Annotated in this window: 14 protein-coding genes; 2 read left to right on the top strand and 12 right to left on the bottom strand. The window is 44.4% G+C overall.

Features of this window, described 5'->3' with window-relative positions; genetic code table 11:
* Nucleotides 1-14: 14 nt before the first annotated feature.
* The 3 genes from ACRQ5D_RS08120 to ACRQ5D_RS08110 form a co-directional block, all read right to left on the bottom strand.
* A complete protein-coding gene (locus ACRQ5D_RS08120; RefSeq protein WP_432328638.1) occupies nt 15-2,030 on the bottom strand; it encodes an outer membrane beta-barrel protein in 2,016 nt (671 codons plus the stop codon).
* Between the two features lie 172 nt (nt 2,031-2,202).
* On the bottom strand, nt 2,203-2,382 hold the full coding sequence (locus ACRQ5D_RS08115; RefSeq protein ID WP_432328637.1) for a hypothetical protein: 180 nt from the start codon (nt 2,380-2,382) through the stop codon (nt 2,203-2,205).
* The gene (locus ACRQ5D_RS08110; protein ID WP_431199381.1) at nt 2,361-2,966 is read right to left on the bottom strand and encodes a carboxypeptidase-like regulatory domain-containing protein; all 606 of its coding nucleotides are present in this window, start codon (nt 2,964-2,966) and stop codon (nt 2,361-2,363) included. Before ACRQ5D_RS08110 ends, ACRQ5D_RS08115 begins: the two co-directional genes overlap by 22 nt.
* Nucleotides 2,967-3,403: 437 nt before the next feature.
* Between ACRQ5D_RS08110 and ACRQ5D_RS08105 the strand changes: the two genes are divergently transcribed.
* The gene (locus ACRQ5D_RS08105) at nt 3,404-3,676 is read left to right on the top strand and encodes a hypothetical protein (RefSeq protein WP_091174755.1); all 273 of its coding nucleotides are present in this window, start codon (nt 3,404-3,406) and stop codon (nt 3,674-3,676) included.
* A gap of 135 nt (nt 3,677-3,811) precedes the next feature.
* On the opposite strand, the gene ACRQ5D_RS08100 is transcribed toward ACRQ5D_RS08105, so the two are convergent.
* The 3 genes from ACRQ5D_RS08100 to ACRQ5D_RS08090 all read right to left on the bottom strand — a co-directional run bounded on the left by ACRQ5D_RS08100 (nt 3,812) and on the right by ACRQ5D_RS08090 (nt 7,672).
* A complete protein-coding gene (locus ACRQ5D_RS08100) occupies nt 3,812-6,382 on the bottom strand; it encodes a zinc-dependent metalloprotease (protein ID WP_432328636.1) in 2,571 nt (856 codons plus the stop codon).
* Nucleotides 6,383-6,548: 166 nt separating this feature from the next.
* A complete protein-coding gene (locus ACRQ5D_RS08095; protein WP_431199378.1) occupies nt 6,549-7,367 on the bottom strand; it encodes a PDZ domain-containing protein in 819 nt (272 codons plus the stop codon).
* Nucleotides 7,316-7,672, bottom strand: coding sequence for an aspartyl protease family protein (locus tag ACRQ5D_RS08090; protein ID WP_431199377.1), 357 nt, complete (start codon nt 7,670-7,672; stop codon nt 7,316-7,318). Before ACRQ5D_RS08090 ends, ACRQ5D_RS08095 begins: the two co-directional genes overlap by 52 nt.
* Before the next feature lie 184 nt (nt 7,673-7,856).
* On the opposite strand from ACRQ5D_RS08090, the gene ACRQ5D_RS08085 reads away from it, so the two are divergent.
* On the top strand, nt 7,857-9,182 hold the full coding sequence (locus ACRQ5D_RS08085) for a D-alanyl-D-alanine carboxypeptidase/D-alanyl-D-alanine-endopeptidase (protein WP_091174747.1): 1,326 nt from the start codon (nt 7,857-7,859) through the stop codon (nt 9,180-9,182).
* 122 nt (nt 9,183-9,304) lie between these two features.
* On the opposite strand, the gene efp is transcribed toward ACRQ5D_RS08085, so the two are convergent.
* From efp to ACRQ5D_RS08055, 6 genes are all read right to left on the bottom strand, one after another.
* Nucleotides 9,305-9,868: an elongation factor P gene (gene efp, locus ACRQ5D_RS08080; protein WP_090532660.1), complete on the bottom strand. Its 564-nt coding sequence runs from the start codon at nt 9,866-9,868 to the stop codon at nt 9,305-9,307.
* Nucleotides 9,869-10,088: 220 nt separating this feature from the next.
* Nucleotides 10,089-10,709: an ABC transporter ATP-binding protein gene (locus ACRQ5D_RS08075; RefSeq protein ID WP_091174743.1), complete on the bottom strand. Its 621-nt coding sequence runs from the start codon at nt 10,707-10,709 to the stop codon at nt 10,089-10,091.
* A gap of 136 nt (nt 10,710-10,845) precedes the next feature.
* Nucleotides 10,846-11,631, bottom strand: coding sequence for an acyl-ACP--UDP-N-acetylglucosamine O-acyltransferase (gene lpxA / locus ACRQ5D_RS08070; RefSeq protein WP_090532656.1), 786 nt, complete (start codon nt 11,629-11,631; stop codon nt 10,846-10,848).
* On the bottom strand, nt 11,628-13,034 hold the full coding sequence (locus ACRQ5D_RS08065; protein WP_091174740.1) for a bifunctional UDP-3-O-[3-hydroxymyristoyl] N-acetylglucosamine deacetylase/3-hydroxyacyl-ACP dehydratase: 1,407 nt from the start codon (nt 13,032-13,034) through the stop codon (nt 11,628-11,630). The genes lpxA and ACRQ5D_RS08065 overlap by 4 nt, the downstream gene beginning before the upstream one ends.
* Before the next feature lie 56 nt (nt 13,035-13,090).
* Entirely contained in the window at nt 13,091-13,984 is an 894-nt protein-coding gene (gene lpxD / locus ACRQ5D_RS08060) for a UDP-3-O-(3-hydroxymyristoyl)glucosamine N-acyltransferase (protein WP_432328635.1), read from the bottom strand.
* A 564-nt stretch (nt 13,985-14,548) separates the two neighbouring features.
* Nucleotides 14,549-15,781, bottom strand: coding sequence for an HD domain-containing protein (locus ACRQ5D_RS08055; protein ID WP_091174736.1), 1,233 nt, complete (start codon nt 15,779-15,781; stop codon nt 14,549-14,551).
* Nucleotides 15,782-15,808: the final 27 nt, after the last annotated feature.

Genomic DNA, 15,808 nt, shown 5'->3' with positions numbered 1-15,808 from the left:
AAAAATACTATCCCTTAGAAAGAACCAGGACCGCCCGGGCCACCTCCTCCTGGCCCGCCGCCGGGTCCACCCGGACCTCCGCCATCGCGGTTAAACCTGCGCTGGCCGGGTTGCTGATCCGGGGCCTTGCCTGCAAATTTTTGTAAACGAAGTGTGAATGTTAGCAAGTAGTAACGCCCAAGCCTGTTTACGGTAGATTGCGTAGTTATATTGCCATTTACAACCGATGTATAACCTGTGTTTTGGTTGAAAAGATCATATGCTGCCAAGCGAATAGTTGCGCGGTGATCTTTCAAAAAGCGGCGTTCAACGTAAGTATTCAGAATGTTAGGGTTTTTAATACCAAGACTTGGGTCATATCCATAATTTACAGTACGGGTAAAATCATAGCTCAGCGTCCAGTCTTTCCAGAAATAATTTTTGCCGGCCAGCCCTAAATTTAACGTGCGGAAGTTTGAGCTGCCATCAATAAGCGTACTATGGATAGAGTTGGTTGTTTTATTGATGCCATAGCTGCTGCTTGCCTCTGCATCAATAACATCAACAATATTTACCCTGAATTTTAAACCGGGGGTAAAGTTGAGGTTTTTGGCTATGTTTTTTAATGGAGCAGCTGATGCGGCAACATTATTACTATCGATGCTGTTTGAGAATGCCACACCATTGGTGTAAGTCAAGGCGCTATTAAATTGCAGGGTAAACTTACGCTGGGCCCACGGCTTGGCGTATACCACGTTAGCAGTGCCCGAATAGTAACCATCCGCATTTAAATAGTTGGTAAGATTGGTGCCCTCAAAGCTTTTTAACGATGGATCTGCTGCTAACACCGCCTTACTAAATTTGCGGGGATAAGAAATAGTGTTTTGTACTATTTTATTTTGTGTTGCGGTAAAGTTGAAATTGGTAAAGAAAATATTGCCGGTTTGGAAACTGAAATTATTATATCTCAATGAAAAGTTATTGGCAAGTTCCGGCTTCAGGTTAGGGTTACCCTGTACCGGGTAAAGCGCGTTTGTGAAATCAATAACGGGCTGCAACTGGCTAAATGTAGGCTGGTTGCTTGATCCGTTATACAGGAAGTTTAAAGCTTTTCCCCTCGAAAAATTATAGCTGAAACGAGCGGTTGGGATCACGTTAAACGTGGTTACGTGCGTAGCCGAATCGTTTTTAAGATTGAGGCCGTTTAATGCGGCCGGTTGTACGCCAATACCCAAAGTAACGTTGTATTTCTTTTCGATAAAGCGATAGTTCAGGCCAACGCGGTTGGTGGTAAAATTGTATTTATAGTTATTGCTCAACCTGTCGTAATGGTCATATGTATTGGCGGTACTGAGCGTATCGGTTTCCCTGTCGCTTGTGGTGTTTGAGCGGTTAAATGCATAATTAAGCTCCAAATACCCCCTTTTACTTATTGGCTCCAGATACGAGATGTTTGTACCAAAGCTGGTTACGCGGCTATCGGTATAAGTTTGCTGATTGGCAGGCGCCTGGCGGGGTGCGCCATCGGCATAATCATAAGTTGGATTATCGAACTGCGATGTTTTTGACGTATTAGCGCTGATGTTAATGCTCAGGTTGCGGCCATGCCCGTTAAAGCGGTGATTATACAAGGCGTTAATACCGTAGCCTGGCGTTGTGCCATCGCTGTGCGACAATGAGGTGTATGACGAGTTGGTTATTCCGCCGATAGTTGATGATACGGATTCATTAGCATTAGTATTAGTGCTCGAGTAGGTGAAGTTCGGTACAACTTTTAAGTAATTAATGGTATCGGGTTTCCACTCGAGGTTAAAATTAAAACGATGGTTAATAGGATTATCTGTTTGATCGCTTTTTTGCGTACTTATACTTGGTGACTGAACGTTGTTGGTTTGGATAGATGAGCTAATGGTGTTGGTAGTATTATCAGTATAGCTGTAACTTCCGTAAACAGAGAGTGTTTTACCCCACTGATCGCGGAAGTTGGCACCAATGGCGTGCGCGTTGGTGATGCCGTTTGCGCTGGTTGTTGAGCTGCTTGAGCCACGCAATGCATTGCCCCTGCCGCCACCGCCTCCCCCGAAACCACCTCCCCACCTCCGGTGGCGCTGCCATAGGTAAATGTATTTACGTTGGTATTGTTAATAGTTCCCAATACGGCTATCTGCTGTTCATTATTGAAGTTAAAAAATTTCAGATCGCCTATATAGCGGTTGGCATTGGTTATGCCCGGGGCTTTGGGTAAAAATCTTCGCCATCGCCGGCAGTAGCCTGCCCAAAATAACCGTGGTTTTTGTCTTTACGAATGGTGATGTTCAGGATCTTGTCCGGTTCGCCGGTTTTGATGCCGGTAAGGTTAGCCTGGTCGCCGTAGTCGTCAATTACCTGGATACTTTCAACCACATCGGCAGGCAGGTTCTTGGTTGCTGTTTTAACATCACCCCCAAAAAATCCTTTCCGTTAACCCTTACTTTGGTCACCGATTTGCCCTGTGCGGTTACGTTGCCGTCTTTATCTACATCAACGCCGGGCAGTTTCTTTAACACGTCTTCAACAGGAGCATTTTCGCGTACAGGATATGCGCTTACTTTATATTCGGTAGTATCCTCTTTTAATATCACCGGGTTAACACCTACGATGGTAACCTGGTTAAGCATATTGGTTTCGGTTTTTAAAACTATCGGGCCAAGGTCAACCGGTTGGCTCCCGGCATCAAGCGAGTAATGTTTTTTTATTGCGGTGAAACCGATTGACGAAATGGTAAGGGTTAGTTTGTTGCCCTTTACTACCGGGAACGAAAACTTACCGGCTGCATCGGCAATAGCGATGGTGCTATCACCGGCATTTGAAACCAGCTTAACGCTACTTCCGGGTAAGGAAAGCTTAGTGGAATCAACGACAGTTCCCTTTACCTCCCGCCCCGTTTGAGCGTTGGAACCAAAGGCAAATAACAGGGTAAAACTTAAAATAAGAAATAGGGGTTTCATAAACGTTTTTTCGGCGTGCAATTATTGTTTTTGTGTGTATATAGACGCAATTGAACTGCAAATGTTCAACTTAAAATTTGCTAAAAGCCTAATCAATATATTATTGTTACACATTAGGCCTGTAATTGCTTATCAATCATATTATTGTTACAAATTATTACGCAAAAAAGGCCGGGGTCTCCGGCCTTGTGGTTGTTATAAAGATCAGTCAGTCAATTATAAGCGGCGGGGAGTGCTCAATGAGCTACGTTTGGATGTTTTTAGGTTTATTACGAATATGTGAATAATTAGTTTCAATATTTGTTGCAGCAAATACCAAATAATGCTATTGATGCGTTAATAATCCACACAAGAAATAAACTATTGTTTAAAATGAATTTATATGATAGTAACATTGTGGCATGAAATTTCGTTATACTTAAACCAAACATTAACCTATGAACAATATTGGAAACTCGCTGCATTCAAAAGTGCACAAATGGATCGATACGATCGGTTTTAGGCTGAATACATCGCAAACAAATAGTAAAAGCCATGTTACAACCAACCATTATTTTTTTGAAACCTTTAATTTTTTCGAAAAATCGAAGAAAAACAGGCCCGAGTTAACAAAATTTTTATGTTTTGATGCTTACGGCGAAAAAATAAACGTGAAGTCGCTGCTTGATTTGCAGGTTGCTTTCTTTGAAAATATAAGCCAGCTTAAATAGGCAAAGGGCTTTTCACACCCTGCCTTATAATTGTTTTAAGTCATCAGCGTTTTGTTTAAATAAATCCATAAAATAAAAATCCCACCCTACAAATAGGGCAGGATTTTAAGAAGGATTTTTAAGGGGTGTGCCAGATTAGTTTTCAACATTGGTGCGTGGCCAGCAGTTCATACTTCCTGTTTTTTCATTCAGTATATCCTGGTTGGGGGTGTTTATACCCCTAATCATTCCCCCTGCAATATTTACAACCGGCCTTGTTGGATTAAGGGCTTCCTTTATCCTGAGGTGAAGGTCGGCATAATGAGCTGCGGTTATTGCATCGCCGCCTTTTGGCAGGCCGGTATCAATTTTCTTTAATTCGGCACGTACCATGGGCCTGATGTCAGACAATGCGATGTTGATTGGAGTAAAGCCCCAGCTTGCCAGCTGCGCACTTGATACACCAGGGAACGCGAAGCTTGCATCTGTATTTAACAGGTTCTTCAGGTTTTCGATATAGCCCCTTTGCAGGTTGCGCTGATAGCCGTCGGGTTTGGTTGTGCCGAATATGCCTGTATGTAAATCGGTTAATAACTGCGCAACGGTATAGGCATTAGCGCCGTTTTTGGCCTCATTGTCATACATCCGCGCCAGCCTTGAAGGGTTTAACTCATTGCCTAGCAATGAAACCTGCATGGCTTTAATACGGTTTATCATAACACCGTTATCAAACTTAGCCAATTCGGCTTTGTTAATTAGCCATAACGGGGTTGTGTATAATTGCTGGTTTAAAAACAAAGCGGCTTCGCGCTGGCGTTCTTTGTTCACAAAATCATAAACCGCACCTTTTTGATCATATGTTTTAAAGTTTTCGTTCATGCCGCCAATGTTGGTGGTAACATGCCCCATGTAACGGTAATACTGACCTAAAACTTCATTATATAATTCATTAAGATCGGCATAGTCCTCATCTTTTTTGTACGACCATTTTTCGAGGTTTGGCAAAATCCGTTTCAGGTTGGCAATACCATAGGCGCTGGCCTTCATGGCATTATCACCCAAATCTTCATTTTGCAGGCGGGGATCGATAGTGGTGCCCTGGCGGCCGAAATAATAAACCGGGTTGCCGGCATTCTTGTTGGTCCACACGGCTAATGTTTCCTTTTCCTGCTCCGGCGTTTTATTGCCCGCGAACCAGGTATAACCCCATTTTATCGCCCAGTTATCGTACTCGCCAATTTGCGGATACAGGTGCGTAACGCCATCGCCGGGTTGGGCTATGTAGTTAAAGCGGGCATAATCCATAATGGAAGGTGCGGTACCATGTGTATCGGTGAAGGTTTTTGAGCGTAGTGAATCAACAGGGTAAGCGTAGCTTGAGCCAAAGTTGTGTGGCAAACCTAAAGTATGACCAACTTCATGCGATGATACGAAACGGATCAGCTCGCCCATTTGATCGTCAGCAAATTGTGCGTGGCGGGCTTTGGGGTTTACCGCTGCTGTTTGGATCAGGTACCAATCGCGCAATAGCTGCATCACGTTGTGGTACCAGCCAACATGGCTTTCCAGGATCTCGCCGCTGCGCGGATCGGCCACGTGGGGGCCATAAGCGTTTTCTACATCCGATGCAAAATACCTGATCACGCTGTAGCGGGCATCTTCGGTGCTAAATTGTGGGTCCTGTTTTGCCGTTGGGGCTTCTTTAGCGGTTATGGCATTTTTAAAACCGGCAGCTTCAAACGCTTTTTGCCAGTCGTTTACGCCCTGTATTAAATAAGTTACCCACTTTTTAGGTGTAGCCGGATCAATATAAAACACAATTTGCTTTTTGGGTTCAACCAGCTCGCCTTTGGCATAAGCAATGGGGTCTTTAGGCTCTAACCTCCAGCGGTGAATATAGGCTGTTACTAAGGCTTTTTGAGCATTGGTGCCATAATCTGTTTGGCGCTGGCCAAAAAAGCCCACGCGCGGGTCCATAATCCGGGCTTTCATCGGGACTTTGGGCAGTAAAAGCATGGAGGTGTTCAACTCAAATGTAATGGCTGCATTACTGTTGTCAGTTGGCGACTCGCCGGCGCGGTAGGTTTTTAGTGTGCGCGCCTCAATATTTATCGGGAAGCTTTTAATGGTGTCGATATAGGAACGAGAGTTATCAACCCCCATGGTTTTATAAGCCTTTTTGATATCATCAGATAAACCAATAGCGGCAATATCGCCATTGTAAAAATCTGTAACATCAATTAAAACGCCGGTAGTGTCTTTGTTAAAGGCTTTTACCTCAAAGGAGGCCAGTATAGCATCAAGGTTTGAGTTTTTAACCGATTGGTACATATCGCTGGTGCTATCGGCACGTAACGAATAGCTGGGCACCCGGATAAATACCTGCTTATCGTGCTTTTCCCATTTCCAAACCTGGTTGTTAATTTCTTCGCCGCCATATTGCTGGCCAAATGTTTTGAGGCCGCCCGGTGTTTTTACAAAACGGGTAACCACCAGCATTTCGCGGTTAATTAATGAATCGGGTATTTCGTAGTAATATTTGCCATCAACTTTATAAGTATTAAAAAGGCCGCTATCAGCCTTTGTTTTAGCGGGAATAAGGTCGCTAAACTTTTTAATACCTTCCTTTTTGGGGTTCCGGTTGTTGCTGTCGCAACGGTTCCGCCTGGTGTGGTAATGGTTTTTAGGGTAAGGCTTGGGTTTGCAGCTTGCTTCCTGGCAGCGCAAGAGCCCGCCAAAACCGCAAGTGCCAATACTGAGCCGCGTAAATAAATACCCGGCAACGGATGTTTTTTCATTTATTAAAAATAGTTTAAACCGTAAACTTATATAAAAAACAGGTTTTTTTAGCTGCAAAGTGTTTTATCAATAATAATTTTACAGGTATTACTAATTATATCCTGCGTTTTAATGTCAGTACAACTTTATCAACCCGTTTGTCATGGTACACCTCAAGCAGCAGGCTTCTATCATCCTTTGATTTGAGTATTTCATCAATATCCTGGAGGTTCATTTTTGAAACGGGTTTAAAATTTACCGATATGATCTCGTCGTCGCGCTCAAGGCCAATTTCATCGGCTGCCGAACCGGGCTCTACGCGGCTGATAACAATCTTGTCGAGGTGGTCGCCTGCGGCATAATACTCAAGGCCGCTCATGTCATGCTCAAACGGATCGTTATAGGTTGGGCCGGGTTTTAAATACATGGCACTATCCGGATAATCAAGAATAACGGTAAATCGCTTTAAGATCCCAACGCCAAGGTTTCCATCGCGCTTCACCGACAGATTGATTTGGTTATTGCTATCATCAGGAAATGAAGCTATTACTCTTTTCATCCTGAATTTACCTAAACTGAATTCGTCCATCCGGCTTATAAAGCCGTTTATTGGTCCGTTTAAGCCAATGCCGAGGTTGGCCGAAGCAATAAATTTTTGCGGAAGGCCATAGGTTTTGATATAACGTTCAATTGATACCGGGTGCCCTGCGCCAAGGTCAACAACCAGCTTTGTATTAATGGGTGCTACGCCTGGCATTATAACCCGCGCATCCACATAGGCTTTCCTGTCTTCGACAGACAGGGGGATCTTATTCGCTTTTCTGAAGGGTTTGAGGTCTTTGGGCCTGCAAACGGTAACTACGCTGTCCTGGAAACTGATCTTTACGGCCAGGTTGTTAAAAAACTCGTAGCCCAGTAACCCATGAATGGGCATGCCTGCGTAACCCGAAAGGTTAAAGAGATCTTTTTTAATATGGCAGCCGCAACATCATAGCTAACCAGTCCCGGTATGGCAACATCTAAGGTTGAGGTTACATAAGCTTCAGAATCCTCCCCTTCGCCAAGTCCCGGGATTTTTAATGTACGTTTATTAGGAATACTGATAGAATCGGCTAATTTAGGATCGGTTATGATCATGAGACCTACGCCGGTATCCAATATAAAGTTAAAGGGCCCTTTGTTGTTGATCTTAAGTTGAATGATCATCAGGTTCCGTTCCAGTTTAAACGGGATATTCACCTTTTTTTATGCACATCAAGATCAAAGTACTGGGCCCGGGCTGTGGTTGTAAGGCAAAATGTTAACACAAATGCCAGCCACAATGCTCCCGGATGGCGTATTTTATAATATAACTTGTGTAACAAAGTGGTTATAGTTGGTATATTAAATTTACGAGATTTATTTGTTAAAAAATTATTTTATTATGCGAAAGTCAACAATTTCATTTCTGTTAATTGTTTGTGTTTTATCCCTTTGTCGTGATATTGTTTATGCCCATTCCATAAAAAAACGAAAGGTTAAAAAGCTTTTTAAGCATTCGCAGATTGTTAATGATCACTTTACCGGTTTCGCCCTTTATGATTTGGACGAGCATAAAATGATATATGAATTAAACGCCGATAAATACTTTACCCCGGCATCCAATACCAAGCTTTTTACTTTTTACACCTGTTTGAAAATGCTTGGCGATTCTATCCCGGCATTGCGTTATCAAACCCGCGGAGATTCGCTGATATTTTGGGGTACCGGCGACCCTTCTTTCCTGCACAGCGATTTGAAAGGAGTAAATGGGCTTAACTTTTTGAAGAGTAGCAGTAAACACCTTTTTTATTCGCCCGGTAACTATACAGGTGAGTTTTTTGGTGCAGGATGGGGCTGGGACGATTACAATGATTATTATCAGGCCGAAATAACCGCCCTGCCTATTGAAGATAACGTTGCCCGGCTTTACGCAGATAATGACGGTAACATGCAGGTAAGGCCCCAATATCTAAAACGGTTTTTAAATGCCGATATTAATTATCGCCCGGCACAGTTTAAAGTTAAGCGCGATTTTATCAGCAATAACTTTGTGTACCCTGCCGGGGTGATCCCCCCAAATTATAAACAGGAAATCCCATGGAAAACAAGCCTGCAGCTTACCATGGCCCTGCTGCAGGATACACTCAAAAAGCAGGTGTCCTTATTGCAGGAACCAATGGCTGCGGATGCGCGGGTTATTTATAATACCAATGCCGATTCCGTTTACCGGCGGATGCTGCAGCCGAGCGATAATTTTATTGCCGAACAATTGCTGCTGGTGTGCTCGTCGGTAAAGTTTAATACCCTCAGTACTGATTCGGTGATCAATTACTCAAAAACACATTTTTTGAATGACTTGCCCGATGTGCCGCAATGGGTTGATGGCTCGGGATTGTCGCGGTATAATTTGTTTACCCCCAGAGACCTTGTAGCCCTGCTGCTCAAAATTCAGGACGAGGTGAAAGATGAAAACCTGTTACATAGCATGATGCCGATAGGCGGCGTAGCGGGTACAATTAAAAGCGCCTATAAAACCGATAACGGGCATCCTTTTGTTTGGGCAAAAACCGGATCGTTAAGCAACAATCATAACCAAAGCGGCTACATAGTTACCCGCAAAGGCAAACGCCTGGCTTTTGCATTCATGAACAATAATTTTACCCGGCCAACCCGCGAAGTAAGAGATGAGATGGTTAGGATAATGACGTATATACATGATAAGTTTTAATCCCTCTATAATGATCCCGAAACAAGTACGACATGAGCGGGGCTAAAACCAGGAAGAGGTTTCGTGAAAACGAAACCTCTTCCTGGTTTATATCTGTTTCCTACCCTTTGAGGGCCGGTGGATTAACCTTTTACACGCTCAACGTAAGCGCCGGTAGCGGTATCAACTTTAACTTTATCGCCAATGTTGATGAATAACGGTACACGGATCTCCGCGCCGGTTTCAACGGTGGCATTTTTCAAAGCACCGCTTGAAGTATCACCTTTAACGGCTGGCTCGGTGTAAGTGATTTCCAGCTCGGCCGAGCCCGGTATAGAACCCATGATGGGCTCGTCGCTTTCGAAGGCAACAATTACGTTCATGCCTTCTTTCAAAAATTTAACTGCCGGGCCAAATAATGCCTTTGGTACGTTATGCTGATCGTATGTAGTGTTGTCCATTACTACTAATGAATCACCTTCGTCATACAGGTATTGATAATCATTGGTTTCAACGCGGGCTATGTCAACCTCTTCATCGGTACGGAAACGGTATTCAACCAGTTTACCTGATTTAACGTTGCGCATACGGGCCTGGTAAAACGCGCGTAAGTTGCCCGGGGTACGGTGTAAAAACTCCTCAACCTGAACTAATTCGCCGTTGAAGCGAAGTACATTTCCATTTTTAACATCTGATGCCTTAGCCATAAAATAATATTGAGGCGCAAACTTAGGAATTTGATTTGAGATTTGAGACGTTAGATTTGAGATTTTCTACTCTGCAGCCACATTTAAAGGGTTATGTATAAAACAGATATGAGATATCAGACGTGAGATTTGAGCTTTTTCAATCCTTTGTACATTCACAATATCTATGAATAGATATCCGATTTGCATTGTCTCAAATCTCAAATCTAACGTCTCACATCTAACTTTTATAATCCACAATGCTTAACCTGTGATTACAGAAGCCATACTCATGCTCCTGATTGGAGCATACTATGGTAAGCCGGCCTTCGGCGAATTGTTGTACGAGGCTTAGGTACCAATCAACGCCCTGAGTATCGAGGTTGGAGGTGGGCTCATCGAGCATAAGCATGGGCGTATCTGCACAAAAAGCAAGGGCCAGCTTAAGGCGCTGTTTCATGCCCGATGAAAAGTATTTGATAAGCTTATTGGCACTTTTAGGGAGGTTAAGCAGCGCGATAACCGTTTCTTTATCTATACCCGGTTTAAAGCTTTTAAATTTAAAATGAAAGTCGACCATCTCGCTCATGGTAAACTCTTCTATCAGCTCAAGATAGGGAGCAGCCAGGCTTAAATGAGTAAAAACGGTATCTATTTCAACCGGTTTTCCTTCGTTAGCAAATTCAATTTTACCTGTAGAAGGCGAAAGGCTCCCATTTAAAACCTGCAGTAAGGTTGATTTCCCGGAACCGTTTGGGCCAAGGATAGCATATGACTCGCCGGAAGTAAAGGTATAATCCACTCCCCTGAAAATCCAGTCGCGGTTAAAGCGGCGGCCGATGTCTTTGAGGGTGATGGTCATTTTTTTAGTCGATAGTCAATAGTCCATGGTCCATAGTCGATAGTCCATAGCCGTTTTGCGTTAATGAATGCAGGGCCACGGCAATTGTTTCGGAAATCCATGGACTATCGACTATGGACCATGGACTTCCAGCCATTTAGGTATTCCCAAACCCTTTCATGATACCGCGTTGTGAGTTTTGCAGGAAGTTGATGATCTCATCGCGTTCTACACTGGGGGTAAACTCGGCCTCGATGATATCAAGCGCTTTGGTTACATTATATTTTTTGAGGAATATGATCCGGTAGATCTCCTGGATTTCGGCTATTGTAGCAGCCGAAAATCCCCTGCGGCGCAAGCCTACAGAGTTGATACCTACATATGATAGCGGTTCGCGACCAGCCTTGGTAAACGGGGGAACGTCTTTACGTACCAATGAACCGCCCGAGATCATGCTATGCGCGCCGATTTCAACAAACTGGTGCACGGCAGATGAGCCGCCGATGAAAGCGTAATCATAAACCGTAATGTGGCCTGCCAATTGCACGGCGTTGGCAACAATTACGTTATCGCCAATAACACAATCATGCGCTACGTGTACATAAGCCATCAGCAGGCAGTTGCTGCCAATGGTGGTGGTATTTTTATCAAGGGCGGTACCGCGGTTAAGGGTAACACACTCACGTATAGTGGTGTTGTCGCCAATGGTTACGGTGCTTTGCTCGCCTTTATATTTTAAATCCTGCGGCGGGGCGGATACAACCGCGCCGGGGAATATCCGGCAATTTTTACCTATGCGGGCGCCATCCATAATTACGGAGTTGGAGCCGATCCAGGTACCTTCGCCAATTTCAACATCCTTATGGATGGTAACGAATGGTTCAATTACCACGTTATCGGCAATTTTGGCCTGTGGATGGATGTATGCTAATGGCTGGATCATGCTTCAGATTCTTTTACTTTTACAATTTGAGCCATCAGTTCGGCCTCAACAACAACACGGTCGCCCACCATGCCTATACCTTTCATGGTAGCTATGCCGCGGCGGATGGGGGCAATCAGGTCGCAAATATAAATAATGGTATCGCCGGGAACTACTTTGCTTTTAAAGCGGGCGTTCTCGATTTTCAGGAACAGGGTAAGGTAGTTTTGCGGATCGGGAACCGTGTTTAACACCAGGATGCCGCCGGTTTGCACCATACCCTCAATTTGTAATACACCGGGGAAGATTGGCGCGCCGGGGAAATGGCCTTTAAAAAACTCCTCGTTAATGGTTACGTTTTTACACCCTACAACGTGGCTTTTAGTAAGCTCCAGGATCTTGTCGATCATCAGGAAAGGCTGACGGTGAGGCAGCATGCCCATAATTTCCACCGTATCAAAAACCGGTTTGGCGTTCAGGTCATAAGTTTTTACCTGCTTACGGCTTTTTTCCTTTTTGATGAGCGCTTTGATCTTTTTAGCAAAGGCAACGTTAGCCGCATGGCCTGGCCTTGCGGCCATGATGTGCCCTTTAAGCGGCACGCCAACCAGCGCCAAATCGCCTATCATATCCAACAGTTTGTGGCGTGCCGGCTCGTTTTGGTGGCGAAGTTCAATATTATTTAAAATGCCCTGCGGGGCAACATTGATATCCTTGCGGTTAAACAGCTTGGCCAGGTGATCAAGTTCTTCCTGGTCAACATCTTTATCAACAACCACGATGGCATTGTTCAGATCGCCGCCTTTAATCAGGTCATGCTTTAGCAACATTTCCAGCTCGTGCAAAAAGCAGAAGGTACGGCATGAAGCAATTTCTTTTTTAAACTCGCCAATAGTTGAGATACTGGCATGCTGGCTGCCCAGCACCTGCGAGTTATAATCGACCATACAGGTAAAACGGTAATCATCCAAAGGCATGGCAACCATTTCAACCTTACGCTCAGGTTCAGAGTAGTGAATGTTATAGGGAATATGATAGTATTCGCGGTCGGCATCCTGTTCAACCAGCCCAACTTCGGTTATTACATCAACAAACTGTATCGAGCTGCCATCCATAATGGGAGTTTCGGGGCCATCAAGATCAATCAGCAGGTTATCAACTTCAAGCCCAACCAAAGCGGCCAGCACGTGCTCAACAGTATTTACTGTAGCACCGTTCTGGCTTATAGATGTTCCGCGTGAGGTATCACTCACGTTATCAACATCGGCATCAATAATTGGCGCACCGGGAATATCAATCCTCCTGAATTTATAACCGTGGTTTTCAGGGGCGGGATTAAAGGTCATTGTAACGCTTTGTCCGGTGTGTAAGCCTGTTCCTGATACCGAAACCGGCGCTTTAATAGTTCTTTGTTTAACGTTCATATTTAAATTTACAGGCTAAGGCTATTCGCTTACCTTGCCTTTACGTAGTTCTTCAATTAATTTTTCAAGCTCGTACACCTTGCGGTCAAGCTCCGGCAGCTTTCGCAGCTTAGCGTGGGCACGAAGGTAATCTTTATATGGCATATATGGAGAGCCCCCCATGCCTTACCTTCTTCTGTTATAGAGCCGTTTATCCCCGTCTGGGCCGAAAACTGCGATCCGTTAGCAATATTGAGGTGACCGGCAAAACCAACCTGGCCGCCAATTACAACCCTTTCGCCAATTTTGGTACTGCCCGAAATGCCCGACTGTGCTGCAATTACAGTATGCGCACCAATTTCCACATTGTGGGCTATCTGGATCAGGTTGTCAATTTTCGCGCCTTTGCGCACTATGGTCGAACCCATGGTTGCCCTGTCGATAGTAGTATTTGAACCCACTTCAACGTCGTCTTCCAATATTACGTTACCAATCTGTGCAATTTTGGTGTAAGTACCATCGGGGTTAGGGGCAAAGCCAAAGCCATCACTGCCTATTACCGCTCCTGAATGCACTATCACATTGTTGCCAATAACGCAATCAAAGTAAACTGTAGCCCCTGCAAACAGTGTTACATTATTGCCAAGGGTTGCATTATCGCCAACATTAACGTTTGGATAGATCTTACAATTATCGCCGATGCTTGCATTTTGGCCGATATAGGCAAACGCGCCGATATAAACGCCCGCCCCTACCTGTGCTGTGGGATGGATAAAGCTTGGCTGTTCAATTCCTTTTTTATCAAGCCTGAAAGTGTTGTACTTGTCAAGCAGGACAGTGAACGCGCTGTAAGCGTTTTCAACCCTGATCAGTGTAGCTTTTACGGGCTCCGTTAACTGCTGATCATTATTAACAATAACAATGGAGGCGTTGGTAGTATACAGAAACTGCTCATACTTAGGGTTGGCCAAAAAGAAAGGCTGCCGGCTCCGGCTTCCTCTATCTTGGCAAGCTGGCTAACAGTTGCCGAAGGATCGCCTTCTACAGTTCCGTTGAGCAGTAAACTTATATCATGAGCGGTAAATTGCATCGGGCAAATTTAAATGTTAAAATTGAAGCAACAAATTATTAATGAGTTATGAACACGCGTTAAAAAGTTTTGACTGTCAACGCGTTTTATTTTTCACCATTTCTTCATTTGTCGCAGATGTATATCGGTTTCGTTTTGCTATTTGTTAAAATCCAAAGTACGACGCCATTGTTTTATCGCTCTCTTAAATAGGGGCGTTGCCTGCGGCCGGGCTTTCCGTTCCAAGTCCTCGCTTGCCCAACCCGTAATTCCAACCCTCACTGCGGGCTTTACACTACAATTCCTAACGCGGCCAGTGCACATTTCCGGCATTTATCCACAATGCCTTTTTATGTAGAGACGCATAATTGCGTCTCCTTTAGGACAGATCGCTTTGCCAATCTCGAACTGCCGTAACCTGCATGCGGGAGACGCAATTATGCGTCTCTACAGTGAAAACCGCCTGTTAATTCAACAACTCCTTATTATAACACAGGATATATTTTTTCACCGTTTTGGCCAAAGCTACCAGGTTTGAGTTGTCGCTGGCGGCGGCAATATCCTTTACCTCGCCATTCTTCATTAATATACCAATGTTGCCATCGTTTTGGTTATAAGCGTTGTTGCGGATAGATGTGGTAAACACAAAGTAGGCCGCAGCATCTTCATAACTAACGCCATACTTTTCCATCGCCTTTTGGCGGAGGCTTTCAACAAAAGCTTCATCGGGGCATTCATTGGTAATATCAACCCTGAAAAGGTTACGCTGCACCAGGTTTTTGCAAAGATGAGAAAGTACCAGGTCGGGATGATATGCCCACACTTTTACCGATGCCATAATATCGGTATCATCCAAACATGCAAAAGTTTCCAGGTGATGGTCCTCGTTCATGAAAGCATCCCGGCTGATGCGGTTCTTTAAAAAATGCAGCAGGGCCGGAGTAGCAAATAGTTCCTTACCCTGCGAAATCAGTTCGCGGCCGCGCCTGAAGATCTTGGTTAACACCTCCTCGCCCGCTATCACTGTTTTATGCAGGTAAACCTGCCAGTACATCAGACGGCGGGCAATCAAAAATTTCTCTATCGAGTAAATGCCTTTTTCGTCAACAACCACATGATCGTCTTTAACATTGAGCATCTTAATGATGCGCTCGGAACTGATCACCCCTTCGGATACACCGGTGAAGAAACTGTCGCGATTAAGGTAATCCAGCCTGTCCATATCCAGCTGACTGGATACCAGTTGATGTAAAAACTTACGCGGATAGGTATCATTAAAAATATCAATGGCCATGGTAAGCTTACCCTCAAACCGGGCATTAAGCTTATTCATCAGCATTGATGAAATATCTTCATGGGCAATGCCATCAATAATGGTATTTTCCAAAGCGTGAGAAAATGGGCCGTGGCCAATATCATGCAATAATATGGCAATGGTAACCGCTTCTTCCTCTTCGGCAGAGATCTGGTGGCCTTTGCTTCGCAATGTTTCAAGCGCGGTATCCATCAGGTACATGGAGCCCAAAGCATGATGAAAACGGGTGTGCAGTGCGCCGGGATAAACCAGGTGCGTCATGCCCAGTTGCTTGATATAGCGTAACCGCTGAAAGTACGGATGGGATATGAGGTCAAAGATCAGTTCGGTTGGGATACTGATAAAACCGTAAACCGGGTCGTTAATTATTTTCTTTTTATTCAATGCTGCTTATGTAAGTGCAAAAATGTA

This window comes from Mucilaginibacter sp. P25, from assembly GCF_050859465.1.
Lineage (GTDB): Bacteria > Bacteroidota > Bacteroidia > Sphingobacteriales > Sphingobacteriaceae > Mucilaginibacter > Mucilaginibacter gossypii.
This window is presented reverse-complemented; position numbering and strand designations above follow the sequence as displayed.

Bases quoted from the DNA above. Each gene is read 5' to 3' on its own strand.
- ACRQ5D_RS08110 (WP_431199381.1), bottom strand. From the start codon at position 2,966: ATGAAACCCCTATTTCTTATTTTAAGTTTTACCCTGTTATTTGCCTTT.
- ACRQ5D_RS08105 (WP_091174755.1), top strand. From the start codon at position 3,404: ATGAACAATATTGGAAACTCGCTGCATTCAAAAGTGCACAAATGGATC.
- ACRQ5D_RS08095 (WP_431199378.1), bottom strand. From the start codon at position 7,367: ATGCCCATTCATGGGTTACTGGGCTACGAGTTTTTTAACAACCTGGCC.
- ACRQ5D_RS08085 (WP_091174747.1), top strand. From the start codon at position 7,857: ATGCGAAAGTCAACAATTTCATTTCTGTTAATTGTTTGTGTTTTATCC.
- efp (WP_090532660.1), bottom strand. From the start codon at position 9,868: ATGGCTAAGGCATCAGATGTTAAAAATGGAAATGTACTTCGCTTCAAC.
- ACRQ5D_RS08075 (WP_091174743.1), bottom strand. From the start codon at position 10,709: ATGACCATCACCCTCAAAGACATCGGCCGCCGCTTTAACCGCGACTGG.
- lpxA (WP_090532656.1), bottom strand. From the start codon at position 11,631: ATGATCCAGCCATTAGCATACATCCATCCACAGGCCAAAATTGCCGAT.
- ACRQ5D_RS08065 (WP_091174740.1), bottom strand. From the start codon at position 13,034: ATGAACGTTAAACAAAGAACTATTAAAGCGCCGGTTTCGGTATCAGGA.